24 protein-coding genes are annotated in these 26,098 nt (G+C 65.0%); 12 read left to right on the top strand and 12 right to left on the bottom strand.

What is annotated here, in order from left to right:
- Position 1: 1 nt before the first annotated feature.
- Genes JT720_RS08625 through JT720_RS08600 form a run of 6 tightly spaced genes read right to left on the bottom strand, consistent with a single transcriptional unit; the run spans position 2 to position 6,692 of the window.
- Positions 2 to 1,093, bottom strand: a complete 1,092-nt coding sequence (locus JT720_RS08625) for a CgeB family protein (protein ID WP_205480813.1) — start codon at positions 1,091 to 1,093, stop codon at positions 2 to 4.
- A complete protein-coding gene (locus JT720_RS08620; protein WP_205480811.1) occupies positions 1,090 to 2,184 on the bottom strand; it encodes a CgeB family protein in 1,095 nt (364 codons plus the stop codon). The genes JT720_RS08625 and JT720_RS08620 overlap by 4 nt, the downstream gene beginning before the upstream one ends.
- Positions 2,181 to 3,401 (bottom strand): glycosyltransferase family protein, encoded by a 1,221-nt coding sequence (locus JT720_RS08615; RefSeq protein WP_205480810.1) that lies wholly within the window; start codon positions 3,399 to 3,401, stop codon positions 2,181 to 2,183. The genes JT720_RS08620 and JT720_RS08615 overlap by 4 nt, the downstream gene beginning before the upstream one ends.
- A complete protein-coding gene (locus JT720_RS08610; RefSeq protein ID WP_205480809.1) occupies positions 3,398 to 4,498 on the bottom strand; it encodes a glycosyltransferase family 4 protein in 1,101 nt (366 codons plus the stop codon). Before JT720_RS08610 ends, JT720_RS08615 begins: the two co-directional genes overlap by 4 nt.
- Positions 4,495 to 5,580, bottom strand: coding sequence for an SDR family NAD(P)-dependent oxidoreductase (locus JT720_RS08605; protein WP_336511975.1), 1,086 nt, complete (start codon positions 5,578 to 5,580; stop codon positions 4,495 to 4,497). The genes JT720_RS08610 and JT720_RS08605 overlap by 4 nt, the downstream gene beginning before the upstream one ends.
- Positions 5,577 to 6,692, bottom strand: coding sequence for an NAD-dependent epimerase/dehydratase family protein (locus JT720_RS08600; RefSeq protein ID WP_237219828.1), 1,116 nt, complete (start codon positions 6,690 to 6,692; stop codon positions 5,577 to 5,579). Before JT720_RS08600 ends, JT720_RS08605 begins: the two co-directional genes overlap by 4 nt.
- A 195-nt stretch (positions 6,693 to 6,887) precedes the next feature.
- Here JT720_RS08600 and JT720_RS08595 point away from each other — a divergent pair, with 195 nt between their 5' ends.
- The 11 genes from JT720_RS08595 to JT720_RS08545 all read left to right on the top strand — a co-directional run bounded on the left by JT720_RS08595 (position 6,888) and on the right by JT720_RS08545 (position 18,772).
- Positions 6,888 to 7,505 (top strand): histidine phosphatase family protein, encoded by a 618-nt coding sequence (locus tag JT720_RS08595; protein ID WP_205480807.1) that lies wholly within the window; start codon positions 6,888 to 6,890, stop codon positions 7,503 to 7,505.
- Positions 7,505 to 8,284 (top strand): TIGR04290 family methyltransferase, encoded by a 780-nt coding sequence (locus tag JT720_RS08590; RefSeq protein WP_205480806.1) that lies wholly within the window; start codon positions 7,505 to 7,507, stop codon positions 8,282 to 8,284. The genes JT720_RS08595 and JT720_RS08590 overlap by 1 nt, the downstream gene beginning before the upstream one ends.
- Positions 8,281 to 9,210, top strand: a complete 930-nt coding sequence (locus tag JT720_RS08585; protein ID WP_205480805.1) for a beta-xylosidase — start codon at positions 8,281 to 8,283, stop codon at positions 9,208 to 9,210. The genes JT720_RS08590 and JT720_RS08585 overlap by 4 nt, the downstream gene beginning before the upstream one ends.
- A gap of 10 nt (positions 9,211 to 9,220) precedes the next feature.
- Complete coding sequence (locus JT720_RS08580) at positions 9,221 to 10,336, top strand: inositol-3-phosphate synthase (RefSeq protein WP_205480804.1); 1,116 nt, start codon at positions 9,221 to 9,223, stop codon at positions 10,334 to 10,336.
- Positions 10,311 to 10,871 (top strand): DUF1003 domain-containing protein, encoded by a 561-nt coding sequence (locus tag JT720_RS08575; protein ID WP_336511974.1) that lies wholly within the window; start codon positions 10,311 to 10,313, stop codon positions 10,869 to 10,871. The genes JT720_RS08580 and JT720_RS08575 overlap by 26 nt, the downstream gene beginning before the upstream one ends.
- A 43-nt stretch (positions 10,872 to 10,914) precedes the next feature.
- The gene (locus JT720_RS08570; protein ID WP_205480802.1) at positions 10,915 to 11,682 is read left to right on the top strand and encodes an inositol monophosphatase family protein; all 768 of its coding nucleotides are present in this window, start codon (positions 10,915 to 10,917) and stop codon (positions 11,680 to 11,682) included.
- A gap of 47 nt (positions 11,683 to 11,729) precedes the next feature.
- Positions 11,730 to 12,824: an ATP-binding cassette domain-containing protein gene (locus tag JT720_RS08565; protein ID WP_205480800.1), complete on the top strand. Its 1,095-nt coding sequence runs from the start codon at positions 11,730 to 11,732 to the stop codon at positions 12,822 to 12,824.
- Positions 12,821 to 13,696 (top strand): carbohydrate ABC transporter permease, encoded by an 876-nt coding sequence (locus JT720_RS08560; protein WP_205480798.1) that lies wholly within the window; start codon positions 12,821 to 12,823, stop codon positions 13,694 to 13,696. The genes JT720_RS08565 and JT720_RS08560 overlap by 4 nt, the downstream gene beginning before the upstream one ends.
- A 61-nt stretch (positions 13,697 to 13,757) precedes the next feature.
- The gene (locus JT720_RS08555) at positions 13,758 to 14,522 is read left to right on the top strand and encodes a carbohydrate ABC transporter permease (RefSeq protein ID WP_237219829.1); all 765 of its coding nucleotides are present in this window, start codon (positions 13,758 to 13,760) and stop codon (positions 14,520 to 14,522) included.
- Positions 14,519 to 15,823, top strand: a complete 1,305-nt coding sequence (locus tag JT720_RS08550) for an ABC transporter substrate-binding protein (protein WP_205480794.1) — start codon at positions 14,519 to 14,521, stop codon at positions 15,821 to 15,823. Before JT720_RS08555 ends, JT720_RS08550 begins: the two co-directional genes overlap by 4 nt.
- 48 nt (positions 15,824 to 15,871) lie before the next feature.
- Positions 15,872 to 18,772, top strand: a complete 2,901-nt coding sequence (locus tag JT720_RS08545) for a TonB-dependent receptor (protein ID WP_205480793.1) — start codon at positions 15,872 to 15,874, stop codon at positions 18,770 to 18,772.
- Between the two features lie 51 nt (positions 18,773 to 18,823).
- Here JT720_RS08545 and JT720_RS08540 read toward each other — a convergent pair whose 3' ends face one another.
- The 3 genes from JT720_RS08540 to JT720_RS08530 are packed head-to-tail and all read right to left on the bottom strand — an operon-like array spanning position 18,824 to position 22,474.
- Positions 18,824 to 20,029 carry a glycoside hydrolase family 172 protein gene (locus JT720_RS08540; protein ID WP_205480792.1) on the bottom strand — a complete coding sequence of 402 codons (1,206 nt, stop codon included), beginning with the start codon at positions 20,027 to 20,029 and terminating at the stop codon, positions 18,824 to 18,826.
- Between the two features lie 21 nt (positions 20,030 to 20,050).
- A complete protein-coding gene (locus JT720_RS08535; RefSeq protein ID WP_205480791.1) occupies positions 20,051 to 21,067 on the bottom strand; it encodes a glycoside hydrolase family 43 protein in 1,017 nt (338 codons plus the stop codon).
- 24 nt (positions 21,068 to 21,091) lie between these two features.
- Positions 21,092 to 22,474: a glycoside hydrolase family 43 protein gene (locus JT720_RS08530; protein WP_205480789.1), complete on the bottom strand. Its 1,383-nt coding sequence runs from the start codon at positions 22,472 to 22,474 to the stop codon at positions 21,092 to 21,094.
- Positions 22,475 to 22,583: 109 nt separating this feature from the next.
- On the opposite strand from JT720_RS08530, the gene JT720_RS08525 reads away from it, so the two are divergent.
- On the top strand, positions 22,584 to 23,630 hold the full coding sequence (locus tag JT720_RS08525) for a glycoside hydrolase family 43 protein (protein WP_205480787.1): 1,047 nt from the start codon (positions 22,584 to 22,586) through the stop codon (positions 23,628 to 23,630).
- Here the strand turns inward: JT720_RS08525 and JT720_RS08520 are convergent.
- Genes JT720_RS08520 through JT720_RS08510 form a run of 3 tightly spaced genes read right to left on the bottom strand, consistent with a single transcriptional unit; the run spans position 23,620 to position 26,059 of the window.
- Positions 23,620 to 24,549 (bottom strand): Gfo/Idh/MocA family protein, encoded by a 930-nt coding sequence (locus tag JT720_RS08520; RefSeq protein WP_205480785.1) that lies wholly within the window; start codon positions 24,547 to 24,549, stop codon positions 23,620 to 23,622. The genes JT720_RS08525 and JT720_RS08520 overlap by 11 nt on opposite strands.
- The gene (locus JT720_RS08515; protein WP_205480784.1) at positions 24,549 to 25,178 is read right to left on the bottom strand and encodes a 2-dehydro-3-deoxy-6-phosphogalactonate aldolase; all 630 of its coding nucleotides are present in this window, start codon (positions 25,176 to 25,178) and stop codon (positions 24,549 to 24,551) included. The genes JT720_RS08520 and JT720_RS08515 overlap by 1 nt, the downstream gene beginning before the upstream one ends.
- A complete protein-coding gene (locus tag JT720_RS08510) occupies positions 25,175 to 26,059 on the bottom strand; it encodes a 2-dehydro-3-deoxygalactonokinase (RefSeq protein WP_205480783.1) in 885 nt (294 codons plus the stop codon). The genes JT720_RS08515 and JT720_RS08510 overlap by 4 nt, the downstream gene beginning before the upstream one ends.
- Between the last annotated feature and the right edge of the window lie 39 nt (positions 26,060 to 26,098).

The following is a 26,098-nucleotide window of genomic DNA, read 5'->3' as shown; positions in this document are numbered from 1 at the left end:
CCTACCGCCCCACTGAGGCCAGCGCGCCGGCCGGTCTGCTCATCATGGCTTCCAGATGCTGTTCGAGTTCGGCGGCGCGATGCTCGGCGGTGTGGGCAGCTAGCACCCGCCCGCGGGCCGCTCCACCGATGGCTCGGGCCTGCTTCTCCGTCAGGCCTTCGAGCGCCGCGATCACATCGTCCGTGCTGCGCGCCAGCAGGATTTCGCGGCCAGGCTCCAGCAGGTCCGACAGGCCCTCCCAAACGTCCGATATAACCGGTGTTGCGCAGGCAGCGGCCTCGAACAGGCGGACGGAGGGCGACCAGCCGGCCTTGATCATGTCTGCGCGCGTCACGTTCAGGGTGAAGCGAGACGCGGCGTAGAAGGCCGGGTGCTCAGCTGGCGGAACATGGTCGATCCGCTCCACGTTCGCCGGCCATTCGATGCTGTCCGGATATTGTGGTCCCGCAACGCAGAAGCGGCGGTGCGGCAGGGCGCGGGCGGCGGCGTTCAGCAGCTTTTCGACCGTGAGCTGACGGTCGTCGCTGTAGGTGCCGAGATAGGAGAGATCCCAGCGGGTGGGCACGTCCAGCGGCTGGTACTTGTGCGCGTCGACCGAGCAGTAGAGCGGGCGAGCCGCGGGGGAGCCAAAGTGCTGCTCGATGTGGCGCAGCGTGGGACCGCCGGTGAAGCTGAGGTAGACATCGTAGCCGGGGATGACCTCGGGAGAGAGATATTCGAAATCTCCGCGCTCCAGCTTGGCCAGGGTCACGGGCGTGTCGATGTCGTAGAAGGCGGTGACGCCTTCCGCGCTCGACTGGACCCAGCGGGCAACCTCCACGCCCTCCGGAACATAGGAGCCGACCATCACCGCATCCGCGCGGGCGATCTCGGTCCGCCAGCGTTCCAGCTCCTGAAGGTCGGCGTAGAACTCCAGCCGGCAATAGCTCGGGTCCTCCAGGTCGCGCTGGCTGCGGTACCAGGGGACGTCGCGCTCCAGGAAAAGGATGTCGTGGCCACGTGTCGCGAAGGCTTCGAGCAGCGCGCGAAAGGTGGTGGCGTGGCCGTTTCCCCAGGATGACGAAAGGCTGAGGCCGAGGACGACGAGCTTCATGCAGCCACCATCTCGCGCTTGGCGGAGACCTGAGCGCGGAGCACGCGGTCGGCTTCGGCTCCGCGGTGGGCATAGGTATGCTCCTGGAGCACGCGGTCGAGCGCCGCCTGGCCGATGGCGCGGGCGCGTTCCGGCGTGAGGCGGGCGAGATGCTCGGCGACGTCCTGGCCATCGCGGGCGACCAGCACTTCCTCGTCAGGTTTCAGGAACTGCTCGATGCCCTCCCATGCGTCCGTGATCAGGCAAGCCGCGGCGCCGGCCGCTTCGAACACGCGGGTGGCGGGGGAGAAGCCGATGTTCGCCATACTGTCACGCGCGACGTTGAGGACTGCCAGCGGGGTGCAGTTGAAGGCGTTGTGGTCGCGCGTGCCGACATGGCCGATCGCGCGGACGTTCGCCGGCATGGCCTTGGTTTCCCAGCCGTTGCCGCCGAGGAGGAACTTCTTCTCCGGCGTCAGGGCGGCAGCGTGAAGGAAGAACTCCTCCACTCGGGCTTCCCGGTCCGGAAGGCGGTTGGCGAGGAACGACAGGTCAGCGGCGAAGCGCTCCTCCGCGCGCACCGGATGATGGGTGAGGGGGTCGAGGGCGTTGTAGATGGGGATGCAGTCGCGAGCGCCGAACTGGCGGTAGTTGTTCACGACCGGCGGACCGCCGCCATAGGTCAGGACCAGATCGAACTCCGGTAGCCGTCGACGGAGTGGGTGATCGGCGGCCTGCCCGATCTCCTCCAGCGTAGCAGCGGCGTCCACGTCCCAGTAGATACGGGTAGCGCCGGGAGCGGCCTCGTCGAGCACGCCTTCCAGCAGTTCGTCGTCGAACACACCGACGCCGCTCGCCTTCACCACGATGTCGGCCTTGGCCGCCTCGGCCAGCACGTTTCGTGCAGCGTCGACGGTCGCAGGGTAGACGGTGACCTCGGCCCACTCCGGCGGGTCGATGTCGCGGTGCTGCTGGCGGTCAAATGCGTCCGGCTCGTAGAAGTGGATCTGGTATCCGCGCTTGGCCAGCTCGGACAGGATGCCGCGATAGTAGGTGGCGGCACCGTTCCAATAGGAGGAGAGCAGGCTGGAGCCGTAGAAGGCAATTTTCATCGTGTGACCTCGGCGGGAAAGCGATTGCGCTCACGCTGAGCTTGTCGAAACGGCGGGGAGCACCCTTCGACAGGCTCAGGGTGAGCGCGTTGGGTCGGTGCTGACGCTTCGACAGGCTCAGGGTGAGCGCGGCGGTTCAGGTTCCGCACGATCTCCAGCAGTTCATCGACGCGGTGCGCGCAGCTGTGGCGGGCGCGGATGGTGGCGAGGCCGTGCTCGGCGAGCGAGCGGCGGAGGTCCGGGTCGGAAGCCAGCGAACGCAGGTGGCGTGTCATGGCCTCGCCATCGGCCGCGACGAGATAGTCCTCGCCGGGCGTGAACAGGCCTTCGCTGTCGTTCCATGGGGCGGAGACCAGCGGGATGCCGCAGGCGAGCGCCTCGAACACGCGGATGGTCGGAATACCCGGCAGCAGGGTAGTGTAGAAGCGCCGGGGGACGTGAACGGTCGCGAGGTGGCGGGCGAACACCTCTGGCGCGCGCGCGTTCGGGAGCCAGCCGCGGAAATTCACGGCGTATCGCTTGAGCGTGGCGAGTGCCTCGGGCGGGTAGCGCACGCCGTAGATGTCGAGCGGGAGCTCGGCCTGCTGGGCGGGGCGAAAGAGGAACTGCTCCAGTTCGGACGAGCGTTCGCCATCGCCCCAGTTGCCGATCCAGACGAGACCCTCGCGCTCGCCGTCACGCTCCGGCGGGTGGAACAGGCGGGTGTCGGCTGCCTCGTGCCAGGTCCACACGCGGCCCTGCCAACCCCAGCGGCGGTAGACCTCCGACAGAGTCTCGCCGAACGCGAGCACGCCGTCGTAGCCCGACAGGTCGAAGGCGCGGATCGCGTCCGGGTCGCTGACCGCGCGATGGTGCGTGTCGTGGAAGAGAAGGGTGAAGCGCCCGGCGCGCCTGCGGAGGTCCCCGATCGCGGCGATGAGAGCCGGTTCGTTCCACTCATGGACGATGACAAGGTCGGCGCCGTCCACCAGTTCGGCCGGGTCGGTGCCGGCGTTGAACACGGTCGACGAGAGCTCCGGATAGGCGCTGCGGTAAGCGTCGAGGCCGCTCGGCCCATGGTCCTTCAGCAGGTTGTCGAGGCTCCAGGCCCCGCGCGGCTCGTAAGCGATGACGTCGTGACCGCGGGCGATCAGCTGCCGCAGCACACCGCGGAGGAAATGGGCGTTGCCGTGGTTCCAGCAGCTTTGCAGCGAATGCGTGAAGTAGACGATCCTCACGCAGCGACTTTCCGGTCTACGCTGAGGAGGGTGCGATATTGCTCCAGCATGGCGCTCGCTGTGGCGGCCGGGGTAAACTGCTCGGCGCGCGTGCGGGCCGCTTCGCTCAAGCGAGCGCGAGCCGCCGGATCGGCGATCAGCTGGTCGACCGCGGCTGCGACTGCATGCTCGTCGTGCAGCGGGACGAACAAGGCGGCCTCGTTCCACAACTCGCGAAAAGTGGGAATGTCGGTCAGCACCAGTGCGCAGCCGGCCTGGGCGGCCTCGAGGACCGACAGACCGAACGGTTCGTAGCGCGCGGTTGACACGAAGATCGGCTGCGCGGCCAGCTGCTCCTTGAGCGCAGCTCCGTCCAGGCGCCCGAGTGCCTGAGCATGGCTCAGGACCACTCTCGCACCATTCGGCCCTTTGAGTAGGCCTGCCGCCTTGAACGGAACCGACGAGAGCGCCGCAGCGCGGTCGAAGGTGGCAATGTCTTTGCCTTCATCCCACAGGCGCCCGGCGGTGAACGCCACATCGGCCCGCGCAATGGGGGGAAGGCCGGCAGCCGCGCGCCCATTGTGCACGGCCACGGGAAGGCTCGGCAGGCCGTAGGTCTCCCGCACGGCGGCGGCGAAAGCATGGGTCGGAGCAAGGACCGCGTCGAGCCTGCGCAGCCCCTCGCTCACGAGTTCGGCGCGCCAGCCGATATCGCTCGGCAGCGGGCCGTCCTTCACCGCGGACCACCAACTGCCGACACAGCTGTGAACCACTCCCACCAGCGGAACGTCGAACGGGATGGCCGCCAGCGCTGGCGTGTGCAGCTGCACGAGGTCGACCCCGGCACCGACGGCCAATTCATTGAGGACCTTCGCTGCGTCGCGAAGGTGGGCAGGATCATCGGCCAGCCAGTCGAGCGGCAGGCCGGTGTCGATCAGCTGCAGGCCAGGCGTCGCGGCTGCTGCGTCGAGCTGTTCGGGCGTGGGGGAGGGGCCAAGCACGGCCAGATAGACCATGACGTCGTCAGCGTCGGCCAAGGCCTGTGCAAGGTCGAGCGAATAGGTCCACACCCCGCCGACCGCATCAGTGGTGAGGAGCAGCTTCAGCCGGCCGGTCATGCGTGCGCCCGAAGCAGCGGCTTCTCGGTCGCCAGCGGCAAGCCGCGTTCCTGCGCGAGCCAGGCCGCGAGGTTGGCGACACCTTCACGCCATGGCTTCGGCGCGTTGAGGCCGAGGGTCTGCCGGATGTGCCGCGTGTCCGCGACAAAGTAGCGCTGGTCGCCCGCGCGCCAATCGGAGAAGTGCAGGGCGGGCTCGCGGCCGATCGTTTTCCCCATGAAAGCGACAAGCTGGCGCAGGCTGATCGCATTGGACGGCCCGCCGCCGAGATTGAACGCACGCCCGGCAATCCGGTCGATGTTCCTCCATGCCGCCATGTAGGCATCTACGGCATCGCTGACGTCGAGAATGTCGCGGACCTGGTGGCCGTCGCCGTAGAGCGTGATCGGCTCGCCCTCGAGCGCGCGGATGAGAAAATGGGCCACCCAGCCCTGGTCCTCCGTGCCCATCTGCCGCTCGCCGTAGATGCAGCTCATGCGCAGGACGGCTGTCGGCAGGCCGAAGCTGCGGGCATAGTCCAGGACGTACTGGTCGGCCGCACCTTTGGAGCAGCCGTAGGGCGTGTGGAAGTCGAGCGGCCGGGCCTCGGAGATGCCGTGGTCGCGGATGACCAGATCAGTGGGGTGATAGGCCTCGCCTCCAAGAGTGAAGTCGAGGTCGGCGAGGTCGCCGTACACCTTGTTCGTGGACGCGAAGACCAGCGGCACCCGCCGGCCGGACTGCCGCAATGCGTCGAGCAGGTGCAGTGTGCCGCGAATGTTGATGTCGAAGTCCTCGCGCGGGTCCACCATGGAGGTGGTGACTGCCACTTGCGCGGCCATGTGGAAGACGGCGCTGGCCTGACGCGCCGCGCCAGCAAGGCTGTCCTCGTCCCGCACGTCGCCGCGCACGAAGCTGATCCGCTTCGGATGACGGGACTGGAGCCAAGCGAGATTGCGTTCGACCCCGGGCCGGGAGAGCGCGTCGAACACCAGCACGTCGTGCCCTTCAGTGGCGAGGCGGTTGGCGATGTTGCAGCCGATGAACCCGGCGCCGCCGGTCACCAGCACTGGCGAGCGCGCGACCAGCGCTGGCCCGCTCACGCGACCAGTCCCCGCGCTTCAAGCTCGCCGCGGGCCTGCTCGACGCGGTCGACCGCCTCCTGCTCGGCGACCCAGCCGGCGAGTTCGGCGAGACCTTCCTCGAAGTCTTTCTCGGCCCGGAAGCCGAGCCGGTCGGCCGCCAGAGTGCCATCGCAGAAGCAATGGCGGATATCGCCGATGCGGGTCTTGCCGACGATCTCCGGTTCGATGTCGTTGCGGTTCATGGCCCGGGCGAGGCTCTGCGCCACTTCGGTCACCGAACGGTCCCGGCCCGAGCCGACGTTGAACACGCCGCCGACGGCCTGCGGCAGCTCCAACGCATCGGCGAACGCACGGGCGACGTCGCCGACATAGACGAAGTCCCTACGCTGCTCGCCATCCTCGAAGATCATCGGCTTCTGCCCGTTCAGCAGGCGCGAGGCGAAGATGGCGAGCACGCCGGTATAAGGGTTGGAGAGCGCCTGGCCGGGACCGTAGACGTTGAACAGCCGCAGGCACACGCCCTCCATGCCGTAGGCCTCGGCCATGATGTGGGTGGTGCGTTCCTGAACGTATTTGTTGAGCGCGTAGATGGAGGCGAGGTTCGGCTGCTTCCATTCGGGCGTGGCGACAGGCATGAGCGGCCGCCCCTTTCCATCGACCGGATCCCAGCTGGTGTTGGCACCAACACGCGGAAGGCGCACGGCATGCTGGACGAACTCGCCGTCCGCATCGCGGTAGAGACCCTCGCCATAGATGCTCATCGACGAGGCCGTGACGATCCGGCGGACGGGATGGTCAATCAGCTTCTCCGTCAGCACGGCGGTGCCGACGTCGTTGACGCTGGTGTAGCGCTCGACCGCATACATCGACTGGCCGACGCCCACTTCGGCAGCAAGGTGGATCACGCTGTCGACGCCCTTGAGCGCTTGTGCAACCGCCTCGCCGTCGCGGACATCGCCGCGGACGAGTTCCGCTTCTTTGTTGAGCATGGTGGAGCCGTCGACCACGCCATGGACCTGCTCGATCAGGCTATCGAGGACCCGGACCCGGTGCCCGCGACGAAGCAGCTCTTCGCTGACGAAACGGCCGATGAACCCGGCGCCTCCCGTGATCAGAACAGTCTCGCTCAATGCTCGGCCCCTTGTTGTTCTTGGGAACCACGGGCCAGCGCAGATCATTACGCCAACATCGCGATCCTTCCGCCCGCTCAATGATCGTGAGTCAGCTTTGTTCCGGAAGAAGAAGCTGCGAAGCGGAGTGTGATTTGAGGGCCGCGCTCTTCCAGCTTTGTTGAACCCCAAGGGAACAAAGCTTCCTCGGCACTGTTGAGCGACCGAAACAACAGGGAGGAAACACTGACCGCGTCGATTCTACTCGTGCGTCACGCTTCACATTCGGACCTGGGTCAGCGGCTCACCGGCCGCGGTCTGGATGGTGGGCTTGCGCCAGCCGGGGTCGAGGAGGCGCGGCGGCTTGGGCGCTGGTTGGCTGACCAGGAGATCGCAGCCGTGCACGCCAGTCCGCGCGGACGGGCGCAGCAGACGGCTGCGGCGATCCGGTCGGACGTGGTCACGGCCGATGCGCTGGACGAGGTGGACTTCGGTGAATGGACCGGCCTCCGCTACGATGCGCTGAAAGGCAACACTGCGTGGGACCGATGGAACTCCGAGCGCTCAACGGCGCAAGTGCCGGGCGGCGAGAGCATGGCCGAAGCCCAGGAGCGGGCGGTTGCCCACGTGCAGCAGGTCGCGCGTGAGTTCGCCGGCCGAATGGTGGCGCTGGTCAGCCATTGCGACATCATCCGCGCGGTCGTCGCATGGGTGCTCGGCCTGTCGCTGAACCGCATCCTGAGCTTCGACGTCGATCCGGCTTCGGTCACCCACATCGTCGTGGGCGAGTGGGGCGCTCGGCTGGTGCGTCTCAATGAGCGGGCGCCTGCCTGATGCTCGCATCCAGGCATCTGGACGAGGCCTCGATCCGCAGAAGGATCGACGAACTTAAGCCGTGGTTTCACGACCTCGACCTGCAAGGCGTCCATACTGCGCCGGATCATTTCCTGTGGGGCTATCCGAACAGCAAGTTCCGGCGGTTTGAACATGTGCTGCCCGCCGACCTGGAGGGCCGGAGCGTCCTCGACATTGGCTGCAATGCGGGCTTTTATAGCTTCGAGATGAAGCGCCGTGGCGCTGGTCGTGTGCTCGGCATCGACCATGACGAGCGCTACCTGGAACAGGCGCGGTTCGCCTCCGAGGTGCTTGGCTTCAACGACATTGAGTTCCGCCGTGGCGAGGTATGGGACGTGGGCGCGCTCGGCGAGCGCTTCGACCTCGTGATCTTCATGGGTGTGCTCTATCATCTGCGCCATCCGCTGCTGGCGCTCGACTTGCTCCACGAGCATGTCGCGGATGACTTGCTGCTGTTCCAGTCGCTGCAGGCCGGCTCCGAGGCGATGTTCGAGCCGGAGCCCGACTACGAGTTCCATGCCAACCTCGGCGTGTTCAATGAGCCGGGCTGGCCGAGGCTACACTTCATCGAGCACCGCTACGCGGGCGATCCGACCAATTGGTGGGTGCCGAACGCCGCGTGCAGCGCTGCCATGCTGCGCTCGGCCGGGTTCGAGGTCCTCGCCCAGCCGATCGGCGACGTGTTCATGTGCCGCCGCCAGGAGAAGCCCTCCGACGTGCCGGGCGCCGTTTATCCAGCAAGGGGAAGTGCTGCGTGATCGAAGCTGCGATGATCTGGAACGAGCCCAACAACAAGTCGCATTGGGACCCGGAGATCGACCCCGACTGGTCGAAGTTCGCCGAGATGACGATCGCCGCGGCGAGGGCAATCGAAAGCGTGAACCCGGCAGTCAAGCGCGTGCTCGGTGGCATTTCGCCGATCGATCCGCAGTACATCCAGCGGCTAGAAGGGCATGGGGTACTCGACCACTTGGACGTGATCGCCGTTCACGGGTTTCCGCTCGACTGGAACCTGTGGAACATCAACGAGTGGCCTGCCAAGATCGACGAGATCGCCGCCGTCGCGCCGAACCACGAGCTGTGGGTGACCGAGGTCGGCGTCGGCTCGTTCGGCGCCGAGGAAGTGCAGGAGTTCGGGGTCAAGCGCACCGCCGAACTGCTGATCGGCAAGGTGCCGCGCATCTTCTGGTATTCGCTCTACGACCTTCCCCAGGCGTGGGGCGCAACCACCCGCCACCGCGAGGCCGAAGGGTCAAGTTACTATCGGCACTTCTACATGGGCTTGCTGAAGGAAGACGGCACGCCGAAGCTGGGTCTGAAGGCGTTCGAGCCATACGCCGCCGATCTCGGGCTGATGCAGTGGTTCCACTATCGCGACCCGAGGCTGGATGAAGCCGTGGCGTGGTTGAAGCGGTTAGGCGTCACGAAACTGCGCACAGGCCTCAGCTGGGCAGACAGCTTCCGCGAGGATGCGATCGGCTGGTTCGACCGGCAGATGGAAGCGCTGCAGGACTTCGACGTCACGGTGACCTTCTGCTTCACGCCGGAGCACCTCGGCATCGCGCCGCACCATACCAGTCCGCCCCAGGACCCCAACCAGTTCGCCGACTTCTGCGCGGCGATGATTGAACGTTACGCGCCCGCTTCCGCCGTGCAGGAGCCGGCGCGCGTGGCCGCCGAATAAGGAGCCCGCCATGAACCCGGACATCAACATCGCCATCGCCGGGGTCGGCAATTGTGCGTCCAGCCTGGTGCAGGGCATCGCCTACTATCAGAACGGCGGCGCGAACGAGCAGATCGGACTCATGCACTGGGACCTGGGCGGCTACCGGCCCAAGGACCTGAAAGTGGTCGCCGCCTGGGACGTGGATGCGCGCAAGGTGGGCCGGGACGTCGACGAGGCGATTTTTGCCGAGCCCAACTGCACGCAGGTGTTCTGCGATCACGTGAAGCCCACGGGCGCCGTGGTGCGCATGGGCCGCAAGCTCGATGGGGTTGCGGACCACATGGCGGACTACCCGGCCGAGCGGACGTTCGTGGTCGCGGACGAGGCTGAGCCGAGCCAGGAAGACGTGGTCCGCGTCCTCAAGGAAACGAACGCGCATGTGCTGATGAACTACCTTCCGGTCGGCAGCCAGCAGGCGACCGAGTTCTACGCCGAGTGCGCGCTGGAAGCCGGCGTCGCGTTCGTGAACTGCATCCCCGTGTTCATCGCGTCAGACCCTGCTTGGGCGAAGCGCTTTGAGCAGCGCGGTGTGCCGATCATCGGCGACGACATCAAGGCGCAGCTCGGCGCCACGATCGTCCACCGCGTGCTGACCGACCTGTTCGCCAAGCGCGGCGTGCGACTGGACCGGACCTATCAGCTCAACACGGGCGGCAATACCGACTTCCTCAACATGCTCGAGCGCTCGCGCCTGAAGCACAAGAAGGAGTCGAAGACCGAAGCCGTACAGGCGGTCGCGGAGCGCCGTCTCGACGACGAGAACATCCATGTCGGCCCGTCCGACTATGTCGCCTGGCAGAACGACAACAAGGTCTGCTTCCTGCGCATGGAAGGACGAATGTTCGGCGGCGTGCCGATGAATCTGGAACTGCGGCTGTCGGTCGAGGATTCACCGAACAGCGCGGGCGTCGCGATCGACATGATCCGCTGCGCCAAGCTGGCGCTGGACCGCGGTCAGGGCGGCGCGATCCATCCGCCGGCCGCCTACTTCTGCAAGCATCCTCCCATTCAGATGACGGACGATGAGGCGCTCCACGCCACTGAGGCGTTCATTCGCGGTGAGCAGAAGAAGCAGTTCCATTAGCACGCCTACGGTCGAGCCCTCCGACGGGCTCGCCTCCGCGCTGGAACGCAACATCTCGGCGCTGGCCGAGCGCCGGCGTCACGAGCAAGCCGATGCATCTTTTCGGGATCGCATCGCGGAGGCGATCAGCCGATTTGCCGGGTCGATCACTTTCGTTGTGGTCCACGCCCTGCTTGTTGCAGGGTGGATCGTGGTGAATGCGGGGCTCGTTCCCGGCCTTCGGCCCTTCGACCCCACCTTTGTTATCCTGGCCACGGTGGCGTCCGTGGAAGCCATCTTCCTGTCAACCTTCATCCTCATCAGTCAGAACCGCGCAGCAGCGCTCGCGGACCGGCGTGCCGACCTCGATCTTCAGATCAGCCTGTTGTCGGAGCATGAGGTCACGCACCTGATCACGCTCGTGACCGAGATCGCGCAGAGGCTCGGCGTCGAGGAAGCGAAAAACCCCGAGTTGCAGGAATTGAAGCGAACCGTCGCACCGGAAGCCGTGCTGGAGCGGATCAAGGACAGCGAAGAGGGTGAACCCTCTAATTGAGGCTGTCATTGCGCGTTGGTGGTCCCGGTGACAAGGGGAAGTGATGCCGGACCTTGCGTTCTTTCAGGAGCTCTCCGCAGCAGCGCGCGCCGTCACGCTCGGAGCAGCTGTGCCGGTCGCGGAGAACAAGGCTGGCGAGGGCGCCTTCGATCCCGTGACTCACCTCGATAGGGCAGCGGAGCAAGCGTTGCGTGCTGCCATCGAGCGGCGATTCCCGAGTGACGGGATTGAAGGTGAGGAGTTCGGCCTCACTCGCGCGGATGCGAAGCGCCGCTGGAGCCTCGATCCGATCGACGGAACGCGGGCGCTGATCTGCGGTCTCCCGAGCTGGACCACCTTGGTCGCTCTACTGGACGGCAGCAAGGCCCTCGCCGGGATGATCGACGCACCGGTTCTGGATGAACTGGCACTTGGATTGGAAGGGCGCAGTCTCCTTATCTCATCGGCCGGTATCAGGCCGCTGCAGGTGAGCAGCTGCTCGGTTCTGGGTGAAGCCCGGCTCGCAACAACAGATCCGTTCCTGTTCGACGAGCAGCAGGCGATCGCATTCGACCGCGTCCGCCGCGCTGCTCCGGTTACGCGATACGGGCTCGACGCCCTTGCTTACGCCCGCCTCGCGGCCGGATCGCTCGACCTGGTCATCGAAAGTGGGCTCAAGCCGCACGACTATAACGCGCTGGTGCCGGTCGTGCGCGGCGCGGGCGGGGTCATCGGCAACTGGCAAGGTGGTGCGGACCTGAGCGGCGGAGACGTGATCGCGGCTGCGACACCAGCTCTGTTCGAAGAAGCATTGAAGTTGCTGCGCAACTAGTTGCGGGGCCGCTTTGTTGCTGTAAGGATTGGCGACGAGGAGAGTGCGTGGCAGGTCTCGAGCTTCATGGCGTTCGCAAGGCCTTCAAGGGCGTTCAGGTCCTGGATGGCGTAGACCTGACCGTCGCCCCGCGTGAATTCATCGCCTTTCTGGGCCCGTCGGGATCGGGCAAGTCCACGTTGCTGCGGATCATCGCGGGTCTTGAAACGGCCGACGACGGCGAAGTCATTCTTGAGGGGCGTCGGATCGACACGCTGCCTCCAGGCGACCGCGGGGTGGCGATGGTGTTCCAGCATTACGCCCTCTACCCGCACATGTCGGTACGCGAGAACATGGCGTTCGGCCTCAAGAACGCGCGCGTGCCCAAGCCGGAGATCGACGGGCTGATCGAAGATGCCGCGCGCGTGCTGGAGATCAACGAACTCCTCGACCGCAAGCCGGGGCAGTTGTCGGGTGGCCAGCGCCAGCGCGTGGCGATCGGGCGCGCGATCGTGAAGAAGCCCAAGCTGTTCCTGCTCGACGAACCCTTGTCGAACCTAGACGCGGCACTGCGTCTGCGCACCCGCGTCGAGCTCGCGCAGCTTCGGCAGCGTGTCGACGCGGGCGTGATTATGGTGACGCACGATCAGGCCGAGGCGATGACGCTGGCTGACCGGATCGTCGTCTTCAACGATCGCCGAATCCAGCAGGTCGCTCCGCCCATGGAGATCTACAGCCGCCCCGCAAACACCTTTGTCGCAAGGTTTGTCGGCTCGCCAGCCATGACCATAATCCCCGGCAAGCTGCAGAACGGCAGCGGTCATGCCGCGGTTCGGCTTGGCGACGGCGCCCTGATCGAGACCGCGATTTCGCGCGACGGCTTGCCGCCCGGCGAGCGGATCGAGATCGGCTTGCGTCCGGAAAGCGTGCGAGTGACGCGCGACGGCGATGTCGCAACCACGACGGCGAAAGTCGTGCTGGTCGAACGGCTCGGCGAGCGATCCCTGGTCTATGCGCAGCTGAAGGATGGAACCGAGATAACAGCCGAAGACTCCGGTTTGTCGACGGCAAGGTCAGGAGACGAAATCGGCCTCAAGATCGACGGAGCCGCAGCCCATCTGTTTGGAGCGGACGGTACCGGATACCACCGGCAGGACGCATGAGGGCAGCTGCCCGACGCTGGGACGGGCTGTTGTTCGTTGCGCCTTTCTTGCTGCTCTATTGCACCATCCTGATCTACCCGTTGCTCAAGGGCATCTGGCTGAGCCTGCACCGCGTGGACCTGTTTGGGCAGGGAACGCTGGTCGGCTTCGATAATTACGCCCGACTGATCGGCGATCCCACCTTTGGACAATCACTGATCAACACTTTCCTCGTCACGTTGATGGTGGTGCCCGTGTTGACGGTGCTCGCACTGGCACTGGCATTGGCGCTCAATCGCGCGACGCGGGACGCGGCCATCTTTCGCGGCATCTTCTTCTCGTCGTCGGTGCTGTCCGTCACCATTGTGACCCTGATCTTTCGCTTCATCCTTGCGCCCGATGCCGGCCTGCTAGGCGAGATCTGGCAGGGGCTGGGCTGGGAGCCGTTGCCGTTCCTCAGCCATCCGGACCTCACCCTGCCGGCGCTCGCGATCACCACAATCTGGTGGTCTCTCGGCCTGCCGATGATGCTGTTTCTGGCCGGTCTGCAGCAGATCCCGGAGGACATGTATGAAGCCGCGGCACTCGATAATGCGGGTAAGTGGACGACCTTCTGGCGCGTGACCCTACCTTCGATCCGCCGCACGCTGATCCTCGTGGTCATGCTGCAGACGGCGGCGCAGCTGCAGATGTTCGGCCAGGCGCAATTGCTCACCGCGGGCGGGCCGAGCGGCGCCTCGCGTACGACGGTGCTGTTCCTGTTCGAGGTGGCGTTCGGCCGGTGGGAGTTGGGCTATGCCAGCGCGGCGGCGGAAATCCTGTTCCTGATCATCCTGGGCGTGACGCTCACCCAGTACTGGCTGACCGGGAGGGATCGCGAAAGTGGCCGCTAGCATACAGCGTGGCAGGCTCCCATGGTGGGGCTGGATCGGCCTGGTGGTGGGTGCCGCGATAATGGCGGCACCGCTCGTGTGGACCTTGCTGCTGTCGCTGAAGAACAATGCCGAGCTGGTCGGCAACAGCGGGGCGGCACTCAGCGGCCCGTACACGCTCGAAAACTATGTCGCGATCCTTGGCAACGACCGCACGCTGCGCTGGCTGCTCAACAGCGTGATCGTATCACTGGGTACCACCGTTGGCGTGCTGGTGCTGTGCAGTCTCGCCGGCTACGGTTTTGCCCGCCTCGACTTTCCGTTCCGTCGCACCCTTTTCACGCTGGTCTTGTTGGGCCTCGCGATCCCAAGCCAAGCCGTGATCCTGCCACAGCATCAGCTGTTCGCGACGCTGGGCCTGCACAACAGCTATCCAGGCCTCATCCTGCCGGGCCTGATCACGAGTTTCGGCGTATTCTTCATGACGACCTACATGCGCGCCATCCCGAAGGAGCTGGATGAGGCTGCCATGCTCGACGGGGCCTCCCGGTTCACCATCTTCTGGAAGGTCATTCTGCCGCTCACCGTGCCTGCGCAGTCAACCCTCGCGGTGTTCACCTTCCTCGGGTCCTGGAACGATTATTGGTGGCCGCTGATCAGCGCGACCCGCAGTGACATGTACACGCTAACAGTCGGGCTGGCTTCCAGTCAGATGAACTACGCGCAAACCAGCGGACTCGGCTTCTTGATGGCCCAGGCCGTCTTCGCGTCCATTCCGATCTTCGTCGTGTACGTCATCTTCCAGAAGCAGATCGTGCGCGCGATGGCGGGCACCGCCGTTCGATGAGGTGGATGCTCGCCCTGATCGCGGCCGTGGTGCTCGGCAGCTGTTCGCAGGCGGAGGAGCGCACGGGTCTCTACATCCAACGGTTCTTCGGAGAATGTGGGTCGCAATACGGCTCCGCGACGGACATTTCCAAGGCGGAAGGCGAATGCGGGATCATCACTACGATGATCAACGCGTTCCAGGCGCAACATCCCGACTTGTCCGTCAGCCAGAACGTGGTTGCCTGGCCCGGCTATCCGCAGCTGACGGCACAGATGGCGGCGCGCGATCCGCCGGATATCGTGACCATGCACGGAGCCGTCATTTCCGACTATGCGGCACAGGGGCTGCTGGAGCCAATTGAGCCTTATCTGCGGGAAGCAGGCATCGAGCCCGGCACCTTCACCAATGCCGCGCGCGGTGCAGTCACCGTCAACGGGCGCATCTTCGGCATGCCGCTCGATACACACGGCGGCTTATGGCACATCAACACCAGGCTGTTCGAGCAAGCGGGGCTGATGCGCGGCGGCAAGCCGGTGCTGCCGAACTCGCCCGGGGAGCTTGTCGCGCACGCACGCCAATTCCGTGAGCGGACCGGCAAGCCGTACCTGATCCAGAGCCTTGTCGGTGACCCGGCTGGCGCGGCCCGCAACATGTACACCTACATGATGGCGCAACGGGCAGCGGTCTTTCCGGATCCCAAGCACATGCGGACGAACACGCCGGAGGGACGTCGCGTTGCGGACCTGTTCCGCCGCATGACGGCCGAGGGGCTCGGCACCAGCAACATGGACACGCCTGCGGCTATTGCCGCTTTCATGAATGGCGAAGGAGGCATCTATCCCACCGGCACGTGGATGATCGGCCAGTTCGAAACGGAAGAGAAAACGCGCGGGCGACCGCTGTACCGGAGCTACGCCGTGCTGAACTATCCGCGCCTCTGGGGCGAGCATGTCGTGTTCGTCAGCGGTCATGCATGGGTTGTCCCCAAACGCGAGCGGACGGCAGAGGAGCGCAGCGCCATCGCGCGCTTCTTCCGTTTCATGGCGGAGCACAATTTCGACTGGGCGAGGACGGGTCATCTGCCCGCATTCCAGTCCATCATCGACAGTTCACGGTTCAGGGCCTTGCCGCACCGGGAGGACATCGCACCGCTCGCTGAGATCGGCCGCACCTTACCCAGCTACGTGCAGCGCCAGAGCGCGATCGAGGGCATTGTCGGTGAAGAAGCCGCCGCCGCCTTCACCAGTCAGAAGCCAACCGCCCGCGCGCTTGGCGATGCCGACCGCAGAGTCACCGAATTTTTGGCGGAATTGCCATGATGGTTGCGGCGTAGCGTTGCGGCAACAGCGTCACGGATTCGTCACCGCTTGCTGAACATTGCCGCTTGTATTCCGTTTCGGCAACGAGCCTATGTGGCTGTGACCGCGCAGGCGGATGCCCTGCGCATTTCAACGGGGGTTTCGATGCGCTTCAAGTCCTTTGCTCTTTGCTCGGCCTCTCTGGCCGCGCTGCTGTTCGCAACACCCGCAAACGCCCAAGATCAGCAGCCCGCAACGCCCCCCGACCCGACGGTTCAGGGTCAGGAGCAGCCTGCAGACGCTGAAGCTGGAAGCGCTCAGACAGATGACGCGGTACAGACCGCTGGCGGCGCGGATCAGGCCGCTGCTGACGATCAAGCGATCGTCGTCACAGGGCTTCGCCGAAGCATCCAATCCGCTCGCAACATCAAGCGCAACAGCGAGCAGATTGTGGATGCGATCGTCGCGGAAGATATTGGCAAGCTGCCAGACGTAACCGCCTCCGCGGCGCTTGCACGAGTCACCGGTGTTCAGGTCAATCGCGCAGCCGCCGAAGCGGCTCAAGTCCAAATCCGTGGCCTGCCCGACATCAGCACGACCTACAACGGACGCGAGATTTTCACTGCGGAGAACCGCTTTGTTGCCATTCAGGACTTCCCTGCGGGTGGCGTCGCCGCTCTGGAAGTTTTCAAGTCCGGAACCGCCAATCAGATTGAGGGCGGCTTGGGCGGGCAGGTCAACGTCCGCTCGCGACGGCCCTTCGATTTCTCGAAGTTCGAGCTGTCCGGATCGCTGAATGCGGTCCGCTTCGAACAGAACGGAAAATGGGACTGGAACGGCAATCTTCTGGTCAGCAATCGTTGGGAGGTTGGGGACGGCGGCGAGTTTGGCGTTCTCGTCAATGCGGCGCTGACGAACCTGGATTTCCTCGACTCCACGCGGGAGAATGATCGCTTCGTTTCACCGCGCCCAGCCACAGCAGACACACCCGGCTTCATCGCTCCGAATGGCAGTGGCCTCTTCTACCAACAGGGAGAACGCTGGCGGCCTTCAGTCAACGCGGCGATCCAGTACAAGCCGAACCCTGACCTTCAATTTTACGTTGATGGTCTTTTTCAGGGGTATCGCGGCAACGACCGCGAGTACTGGATGTTTGTGCCCTTATTCGACAACTCGACCTTGTCAGATGTTGTTTTGGACGAGAACGGGCAGCCCATCAGCGTGCGGGTGAACAGTCCGAATGCTCCTGATGGATTTCAAGTGTTCCGTAAGGCGCGAACCAATACCTATCAGCTTGGTGGAGGCGTGATCTACGATGTTACGAGCGACCTCCGCCTGACGGGCGATATCGCGTACACGAGCTCGACTTATCGGGAAGATCAGGTCAACATCGACTATGCGTTGACCAGTTCGCCAGAGCGGATCGTATTCTTTGATAATCCGCGCCATCCTGGCGGCGCGTCTTTCGACTTCATCGACTTCGATACGACCGACCCGTCTAACTATGTTTACCGTGGCCTCTTCCAGAACCGGATTAGGGCGACTGGCAAGGACATCCAGGCGCGTGTCGATCTTGAATGGGAAACCGGGTGGACGAATGTTCCTCGTCTGCAGTTCGGACTTCGTCATAACAATCGCGATGCACGGCGTGATACCGGTGGTCTTTATCGCGGCATCGATCCTGCAAACCGACCCGCGCTTTCGACGATCGGCATCAATCTAGGGACATTCGGTTGCGGCTTTGCCTACGACAACTTGCAAGCCGAGCGATGCTTCGTCGGTTCTAGCTTTGATGAAGTTTTCAGTAATCTTGATGCGCTTCGTGCCGCAGCCGCTGCCGCCACGGGCGGAGTTCCGTTGGGCGAGCCCTCCTTCGACCCGCTCGCCCGTTTCGATGCGAACGAAAAGGCTAGCGCCGGCTACGCCCAGCTCCGCTACGAGTTCGACGCCGGGTTCCCCATCGATGGCAACATCGGCGTGCGTGTTGTTAGAACCAGGACCAAGCTTGAGGGTAACCAGTTAGATGTGACGCCGGAGCCGGACGTCCTGACTCCGATCCAGCGAGCGAACGTTTATACCGACATCCTGCCCAATATCAGCATGCGCATGGAGTTCACGCGCGGCTTGCAGGCGCGCCTTGCTTACACGGAGACGAGGACGCGTCCGAATTTCTTAGATCTGCGGCCTTCCATCACGATTTTTCCGCCGACAGGCGCGTGCTCCACGGAAGGCCCGACGAGTCCCAACTGTTTCCAGAATGCCAACGGTGGAAACCCTGACCTGCAGCCGATCAACAGCAAGAACTACGATGCGACCCTGGAGTATTATTTCGCCAACCAGGGGAGCCTGACTCTCTCCCTATTCAGGAGAGACATCCGCGGCTTCATCTTTGGTTCGACTCAGGACGTCCCAGGCGGGATCAATTTCATTCGCCTCAGTGCACCCTTTAACTCGGGGAAGGGGAAAATACGCGGCATCGAAACGGCGTTTACCACCTTCTTCGATTATGATTGGCTACCGACCTGGTCGCGGGGCTTTGGCGTGCAGGCCAACTACACCTATCTCGACGCATCGACCGAACTTGCGCCCAATTTCCGCGCGCAGTTGCCCGGGCAACAGGACTTCCCGGGCGTATCGAAGCATGCCTTCAACTTGGTGGGACTCTACGAGCGCAACAACCTCTCTGCTCGACTCGCCTATAACTGGCGCTCCAAGTTCGTGATCGAGTATAACGACTTCCAAGGGTTCCAGTCGCCGACCGTGCAGCGAAGCCTCGGTCAGCTGGATTTCTCGGCTTCTTACACCCCCGTCGAAAATCTGACGATCGCGTTCGATGCTCTTAATCTGCTCGCGGGCAAGGAGCCGATCCGGACATATCGCGATTACGCGGGTGGCGGCGGAGACTCGTTCCCTTGGATCACCAAGTACCTGGAACGCGTTTATTCGATCGGGATCCGCTTCCGCTACTAGGCGCGGCTAAACTGTTGCTATTGGGGCGGCTTCCTTGGCTTGGGAGCCGCCCTACTTCTTGGTGGGAACGCGTAGTGCTTTGAGGCGCTCGGCAGAAGGCGCGATGGGAGGCAGCACACCCTGCGGCCGATCCAAGTAGAAATAAGCCACAGCCGCCACGTCGTCGCTCCGGTAATAGTTGGTGTGGCCGTCCGGAAGCGAAGGGTCATCCGGGCGCTTTCCGCTCTCCAGCAGCTTCTGGAAGTTGGTGCGGCTGCCCGGGTCGATGGTGACCGGGATCATCGGCACGCCTTTCTTCTGCAGGCCAAGCACGACGTTCTTGCGCGCACCGCCCATCTGCTGGAGCGACACCTCGATGTCGCGATGGAACAGGACCGGATCCGGGACATGGAAGCGGTAGAAGGTCCAGCGTCCCTCGTCGTCCCAGGTCGCGATCGGAGCGCCCTGGTAGTGGTTGATGTAGGCGCCTTGGCCCCAGGCTGTCCCAATATAGTCTTCGGTGCCGGTGCCAACGAGCGTGGGAGCGTCGGTGCGGTCCCCGTCCAGCGCGATCTTGACCTCGCCCTCGCCCCACCAGGTCCTTTCATAGACGGGATTCGTGTTCACCGTGACACTCGCGCCGAGGAACCGACCACGGCCCTGGATACGGGGCAGCACGCGGAAGTCCTTGCCAAGGCTTGTCGCACGATCACGGCTCCACCAGGCGTGAAAGTAGAGTATGTCCTCGGGCTGGCTCCGGACGGTGCGGTAGTTCACGTCGAAGAAGATGAGGTTGACCGGCTTTCCGCTCTCGTTGGCGATGCTGATGCGTGCGCCCTTCCGGAAGGGCATCGGCACATAGGACACAAAACTGCGCCCTTCGGGTGAAGAGAAGAGGGCCGTTTCCATCGGCACCATCGTGCCGGCTCCGTGGAGGAAGAAGTCGCCCAGCGGGACCTCTACGGCAGGCCGGTCAGCTCCGTCCCACCACATGCGCAGCACCAGCCCGCGCAGGGCCTCGGGTGAGCGGTCCTCGATAGTCATCCATAGACGGTCGATGACGCCGCCGCCAGCGATGTTGGCCAGCTCGAGCGTTCCGTCGATCGGAATGGTGTCGAAGGCATGCCCCTTCGCGCCCTTGTTTTCCCGCGCCCCGGCACCCTTCGCCCCGGTGGGGTTCTCCGGGCTGATCCAGCGCGTCTCCTGATCCGAAGGGAAACGGTAGAGGCTGGGGTCCGGCATGGCGGCGGCGACGGCGAGGGCGGTGAGGGTCAGCATGGTCGCATGCATCGGCCCTTCCTACTTCCCCCGCAAGCTCGGTGCGATGGCCGGCTTGCCGTTTTCCCAGCCGAACGGGGCGATGTAGAGGTACCGCGACTCCCGATGAGGTCGGCAGCTGCGGGTCGTCGCCCACGCGTGGAAAGAGATGAAGGTTCCGCCGTTCGCCCGAAAGATGTTCTGGTGCCCTGGTCCGCTCAGGCATCCGGTCGAGCCCGGGTCGCTGTAGCTGTAGAGAATGGGATTCTCTTTCGCGTCGCTGCAGGGTCCAAGCGGGCCTTGGCAGCTGGCGTAGCCCATGGCGTAGGGCGAGAACCGCTCCTTCGCGTCCCAGCCGAAGAAGCCCGCCGAGTAGAACATCGTGTGGCCTTGCGGGGTCAGCACCATGGTCGGCGCTTCGATGACGCCGCCCTCCCACCTGTCCTTGTCGGTCATGCCCAGATCGACCGGTTCACCCTGCAGCTTCAGGCCGTCGGCCGAAAGCTGCACTCCCCACAGCCGGGTCGGTCTGCGTACCCGGTTTCCGTCGTTCTTGAAGTAGAGATACAGCTTGCCGTCCCGATCGCGGAACGGGTTGGCGTCGATCGTGCCGCCCAGCTCGCGCTGGCAGAGGAAGGGCTCGGGTGAGGTGTCGACGAAGGGTCCCTTGGGGTCCCTTGCGACCGCCGCGCCGAGGCACTGGATGTTCTGCTTCCGGTAAGCGGCCGTGTAGTAGAGAATCCAATGGTCGCCCACCTTCATGACCTCAGGTGCCCAGGTCGATCCAGCCTTCGCCCAAGGGGCCAGGGTCGGCATTGCGTCGCGCTTCTTGGTGGCATCCGCAGGATCCATGACGAAGGCCCATGTCACAAGGTCCCGGCTGGTCGCCATGGGCACGTTCGGGCCATCGTTTGTGGAGTAGGCGATGAACTCGCCGTTATGCTCGGTGATGAACGGATCCGGAAAATTGCGCTCGAACACCGGCACGAAGGCGGGCTCCGCGGAGAGCGCTGGAGCGGAAGCGAGGGCCAGAAGCGAGGCGACAAGGAGGGTGCGCATGACGGGAACTCGCGTGGGGGTGTCCTAAACGATGTCAACACCGGCGTGGGAGAAGCGGAGGCGCACAGTCAACAGGGCGCGAAAGACGTTGTACCCACATTGTCCCGGAAAGAACGCGTGGAAGAACAGTTGCGGCTGCCCGTCGGGACCGGGAGCCACGGACGCATGGCCCGGCGCCCACCACTCCTTGGTCGACTTGAGCAAGGGCTCCGGCTGCTTGGTGTAGGGGCCGAGCGGATGGTCGGCGACAGCGACGCCGATGCCATAGGCCGGGGTCGAGAAGTCGTTCCCGGCATAGAACATCCAGTAGCGGCCCTCCTGGAAGGTGACGAACGGACCCTCGATCAGATGGCCCTCCCAGTCGAGGTCGTTGACCAGGACCTTCTTCTCCTCGCCCACGAGGGCCCGGCCATCCGGGGAGAGCCGGCGGGCGTGAATTGGAGTGCTCAGCGCCTCCACGATCTCCTCGGCCTGACCGAACGTCGTGAGCGCGGGCTTGATCAGCGGCCAGTTGTCGAGCGTGGCCTCAATCAGCGGCTGCATCAGGAAGAAGCGCTCCATTGGCCGGCGCGTGTTCGCCCATGGCTGCACCGCCGCGGCGAAGGCGGCCGACCGGCGGTCCTCTTCGCGCGCGTAAAGTTCGGGGATGAGCTGTGGGTGTTCGCGCAGCAGGCCGGCGAGCGGGCGGGGCCAAAGCCCGTTGCTGTCGTTCTTCGAGAACAGGTAGGGCGTGCCATCCGCATCCTTGAAGATATGGCTGTCGATCACCCCGCCACTGGCGGAACTGCCTGGATAGAGCACCTTGCCGCCGGTGATCATGGGCTCGCCATTGTCGGTCCAGGGGCCAAACGGGGACGGTGCTCTTGCGAGGCCAATGGCGAGCGCATTCGACTTCTCACGCGCGGTATAGGCGAGCCAGTATTCGTCGCCGACCTTCTGCATCTCGGGCGCCCAGAAATCGCCGACGTGGTGGCCCGTGGCGGTCCAGCCCGGCGCGTGGCCGCTGGGGAAGACAAAGGCGCGGTGCTCCCACGTCTGCAGGTCGGGCGAGAAGAGGACCGGGAAGGCGTCTGCCGCGTCGTTCGAGGTGGCGGTCAAAACCCAGCCATCGTCCACCTTAAGGACCGCTGGATCGCCATAGCCGGCGTGAGTTCCGGGATGCAGGTTGTGGATGATCAACGGCTTCCACTCCGCGGGATGCCGATCCATCTGCGGAATGTCGGCAGCGTGCGGGAGCCGCATACCGAAATCCTCCGCAAGTTCGCCGAAGAAGGTGGTGTAGTCCGCCTGCTCCCCCTTGCGCACCAAGTAGTCGCGCGTCTTGCCACCGGCCGAGACCGAAAAGCGGGTGGCCTCGCCCGACGCGGTAGCGTCGACGACGAACGGGGGGGTGTCGGGGGAGGTCATGGAAGCCCATGATAGGGCATCGCGAGCGCGTTTGAAGGGCACCTACAAAGAGTTTGCGCCCCTGTGTCGCTGTTTCACCGAAACATGGCTACCAACGTGTCCGATGACCATGCCGAAGCTCCTCGCCGTGCCGCTCCTGGCGGGCCTCGCCGCCTGCGCCACCCCGGTGGCTCCGCCGGTTGCCCTCTACAGCAATCCCGTCATTGATCAGGATTTGCCGGACCCCACCGTGATCCGCGCCGCCGACGGTCAGTTCTACGTCTACGCGACGCAAGGCGGCGACCCGATCCGCAACATCCAGGTCGCCCGGTCTTCGGACTTGGTGCGCTGGAGCCTCCTCGGGGATGCGCTGCCCGAAAAGCCGGCCTGGGCAAGCAAGACGCAGGATTTCTGGGCTCCGGACGTGCATCAGGCGGGCGGCCGCTACTACCTCTATTATAGCGCCAAGCCGGACGCCGCCCTGACCAACCAGAGCCGGGGCTTGTGCCTGGCCGTCGCCACAGCGGACCGGCCCGAGGGCCCGTTCATAGACAAGGGCGAGCCGTTGCAGTGTGGGGAAGGCTTCGTGAACATCGATCCGTTCGCCTTCGACGATCCCGCGACCGGAAAGACGTGGCTCTACTGGGGGTCGGGCTTCGGGCCGATCAAGGTCCAGGAACTTGCGGCCGACCGCATGTCCTTCGCTGCCGGGAGCAAGCCGATCGATCTCGTTCCGGTTATCAAAACGGAGGATGAGGCGGAGTATCGCAGGCTGGTCGAAGGTGCGTGGGTGACGCTGCGCGACGGGTGGTACTACCTGTTCTTCTCAGGCGACAATTGCTGCGGACCCAAGGCCCATTACGCGACGATGGTGGCGCGTTCGCGGAGCGCGACGGGGCCGTTCGAGGTGCGTCCGCGGCCGCTCTATCTGGTCGTCGAGGCGAACGAGCGGTGGAACGCCCCAGGACACAATAGCGTGATCCGAGACGACGCAGGTTCCGACTGGTTCTTCTACCACGCCGTGGACCGCCAGAAACCCCGCTCGAAACCGGTGGACGACGTGAACACGCGCCGAGTGATGCTGATGGACCGGCTGGTCTGGCGCGACGGCTGGCCGGAGGTCGAGGGCAGGGCGCCCAGCAGCACGCCTCAGCCGGCGCCGGTCGTCAGACGCTGACCGCTTCAACCGTCGTTCGCCGCGTGACCAGCAAGGTGTCCGCGACGAGGCGGAGAGGTTCGACATCGACCAGGCTCTGCCGGCAGTCGATGAGGTCGGCGAAGGCCCGGTAGAGGTCCGGATACTCGCCGGGGCCCTCGGCGCCTTCTTCCCGGCCGTCGACCAGCAAGCGCGAGCCGCCCGCTTCCAACCGGATGTCCTGCCCTTCGGCGGTCTGGATGGCGATGGTCCATTCCTCGCCCTCCTCTCGGCGCCAGTCGAGGCTGCAACGCAAGGCTCCGTCCGCAGCCGGACTGGCGAAGGTGATCTCGCCGGCGATGGGGGTCTGGGCGTTCTCGGGGAAGCTCAGTTCGGCATCGCTGACGAACAGGGCGCCGGGGAAGATCCGCGTGGCGATGGAAAAGGCATTGATGCCGGGATCGAACACGCCAAAGCCACCCGGTTCCCAGATCCATTGCTGGCCGGGGTGCCACTTATGGACCGACTCATGCCAGGTGATCTGCATGGCGCGGATGCGCTTTCCGGCGAGCAGGCCGGCCGCAGCCGTCACCGCGGGATTGTGCTGCGCGTGCCAGGTCGTGAACAGGGTCACGCCTTTCTCTTCAGCAAGCTCCCGGAGTTCCTGGATTTCGCCGAGCGTGACCGTGGGCGGCTTCTCGAGCATGCAGTGGAGTCCGGCGGCGATGCAGTCCCGGGCGATGTCGAAGCGGGGCTCGGGTGGAGTGGTTATGGCGACCGCCTGCAGATCGCGGACCGTCCGCAGGAGCTCTTCGGTGCTGGTGAAATTCGGCGCCGGGCCGTTGCCCTGGCGGCTGACGCTGCCAGCCAGTTCGAAGCGCGGGTTCCCCTCGATCGCCGGCACATGCTGGTCGGCGGCGATCTTGCCGAAGCCGATGATGGCGGTTCGCAGCGGGCGCATCAGCGGCGCACCCCCGCCGCGTAGGCGCGGGCCTTGGCGGCGGTCTCGTCGGCCGACTGGCCGGGCTTGTACAGGCCCGACCCGAGGCCAAAGCCGGTCGCACCGGCCTCCAGCCAAGGCGTCATGTTGTCCGGCGTCACCCCGCCCACGACGAGCAGCGGGATGTCCCTCGGCAGGACGGCTTTCTGAGCCTTGACCACGGTCGGAGAAGCGCCCTCGGCGGGGAACAGCTTCAGCGCGTGCGCCCCGGCCTCGATCGCCGCGAAGCCTTCGGACGGCGTGAAATAGCCGGGGGAGGACACCAGTCCGGCTGTGGCTGTCGCTCGGATCACGTCGGGGTTGGTGTTGGGGGAGACGATCAGCCGCCCGCCCGCGCCCCTGACGTCACCCACCTGGGCCGGGTTGAGCACCGTTCCCGCGCCGACCAGGGCCCGTTCGCCCAGGCGAGCCGACAGGCGGCGAATGCTTTCCAGCGGCTCGGGCGAGTTGAGTGGAACCTCGATGATGCGAATGCCGCCGGACAGGATTGCTTCGCCGATGTCCTCCACTTCGCCGGGCGTCACTCCGCGGATGATCGCGACCAGTGGGCACTCGGCGAGGTAGCGGCGGAAGTCTTCAACAGCGCTCATGCGATCTGCCCTTTGATCTGGAGGATGCCGGCGATGAATGCGCGTTCGCCGTCGATCTCACGCGCCGTTCGGCCCAGCTCGCCCAGCACAGCGGCGTACAGCGACGTCAGTTCCGGGCGGCCCATCACCACGATCTCCTTCTCGTCCTCACCATGGAGCCCGGTGCGGATATCGGCCCCGATCAGCAGCCCGCTGGTGAAGCTCGCGGCTTCGTCCTTGCTCCGCTGACCCAGGAGCACACCCGCGCGAACGGAAAAGAGTTCCGCCGTCAGCGCTTCGCCCTCGAGTCCCCGTCGTGCGCCGTCGAGGAAAGCGGGCCCGATCGCCACCGGCTCGTGGAGCCAGTCCGACAGGATGCTCTTTTCACGCAGCAGGTTGAACAACTCGCCGGTCATCACCGTGCGGAACGACAGGATGCGCCCGTCCTCGACCGTCGCCCACTTGTTGTGGGTCCCGGGGTGACAGACGAGGCAGGTCGGCGGGACAAGGCCTTTGGCCACCGCGCCGAACAGCTGCACCTCCTCGCCGCGCATCACGTCCGAGCGGCCCGGCGCGAGATAGGACAGGCCGGGGACGATCGCCGCGCGCTGCCCGTCAACCATCACCAGACGCGCGGCGAGTGCGTCGGCACCGGCGGGGCAGGGCACATAGGGCGCCTCGACCCAGCCCCGGTTGGAGCCGATCATTCCGGCCATCAGGAGCGGAAGGTCACCAAGCCTCGCCCGGATCTCCGCCACTGCAACCGGGAAGCCGCCGCGCTCGACCGAGGTGATGCCTTTGTCGTCCTCGAACTCGTCCTCGCAGATGCCGTACGGCGATAGCCGATAGGCCCGCCGGTTGGTGGTACCCCAATCCACCGCGATGATGCTGCCAGTCCACATGCCGCCGCTCATTGCACAAGAAAGCGCGGGGAGGCGACT

It is taken from the genome of Sphingomonas arenae, from assembly GCF_016924655.1.
In the GTDB taxonomy this organism is placed as follows: Bacteria; Pseudomonadota; Alphaproteobacteria; order Sphingomonadales; family Sphingomonadaceae; genus Sphingomicrobium; species Sphingomicrobium arenae.
This window is presented reverse-complemented; position numbering and strand designations above follow the sequence as displayed.

Bases quoted from the DNA above. Each gene is read 5' to 3' on its own strand.
- JT720_RS08625 (WP_205480813.1), bottom strand. From the start codon at position 1,093: ATGAAGCTCGTCGTCCTCGGCCTCAGCCTTTCGTCATCCTGGGGAAAC.
- JT720_RS08620 (WP_205480811.1), bottom strand. From the start codon at position 2,184: ATGAAAATTGCCTTCTACGGCTCCAGCCTGCTCTCCTCCTATTGGAAC.
- JT720_RS08610 (WP_205480809.1), bottom strand. From the start codon at position 4,498: ATGACCGGCCGGCTGAAGCTGCTCCTCACCACTGATGCGGTCGGCGGG.
- JT720_RS08590 (WP_205480806.1), top strand. From the start codon at position 7,505: ATGCTCGCATCCAGGCATCTGGACGAGGCCTCGATCCGCAGAAGGATC.
- JT720_RS08580 (WP_205480804.1), top strand. From the start codon at position 9,221: ATGAACCCGGACATCAACATCGCCATCGCCGGGGTCGGCAATTGTGCG.
- JT720_RS08570 (WP_205480802.1), top strand. From the start codon at position 10,915: ATGCCGGACCTTGCGTTCTTTCAGGAGCTCTCCGCAGCAGCGCGCGCC.
- JT720_RS08560 (WP_205480798.1), top strand. From the start codon at position 12,821: ATGAGGGCAGCTGCCCGACGCTGGGACGGGCTGTTGTTCGTTGCGCCT.
- JT720_RS08555 (WP_237219829.1), top strand. From the start codon at position 13,758: ATGGCGGCACCGCTCGTGTGGACCTTGCTGCTGTCGCTGAAGAACAAT.
- JT720_RS08550 (WP_205480794.1), top strand. From the start codon at position 14,519: ATGAGGTGGATGCTCGCCCTGATCGCGGCCGTGGTGCTCGGCAGCTGT.
- JT720_RS08540 (WP_205480792.1), bottom strand. From the start codon at position 20,029: ATGCTGACCCTCACCGCCCTCGCCGTCGCCGCCGCCATGCCGGACCCC.
- JT720_RS08535 (WP_205480791.1), bottom strand. From the start codon at position 21,067: ATGCGCACCCTCCTTGTCGCCTCGCTTCTGGCCCTCGCTTCCGCTCCA.
- JT720_RS08530 (WP_205480789.1), bottom strand. From the start codon at position 22,474: ATGACCTCCCCCGACACCCCCCCGTTCGTCGTCGACGCTACCGCGTCG.
- JT720_RS08525 (WP_205480787.1), top strand. From the start codon at position 22,584: ATGCCGAAGCTCCTCGCCGTGCCGCTCCTGGCGGGCCTCGCCGCCTGC.
- JT720_RS08520 (WP_205480785.1), bottom strand. From the start codon at position 24,549: ATGCGCCCGCTGCGAACCGCCATCATCGGCTTCGGCAAGATCGCCGCC.
- JT720_RS08515 (WP_205480784.1), bottom strand. From the start codon at position 25,178: ATGAGCGCTGTTGAAGACTTCCGCCGCTACCTCGCCGAGTGCCCACTG.
- JT720_RS08510 (WP_205480783.1), bottom strand. From the start codon at position 26,059: ATGTGGACTGGCAGCATCATCGCGGTGGATTGGGGTACCACCAACCGG.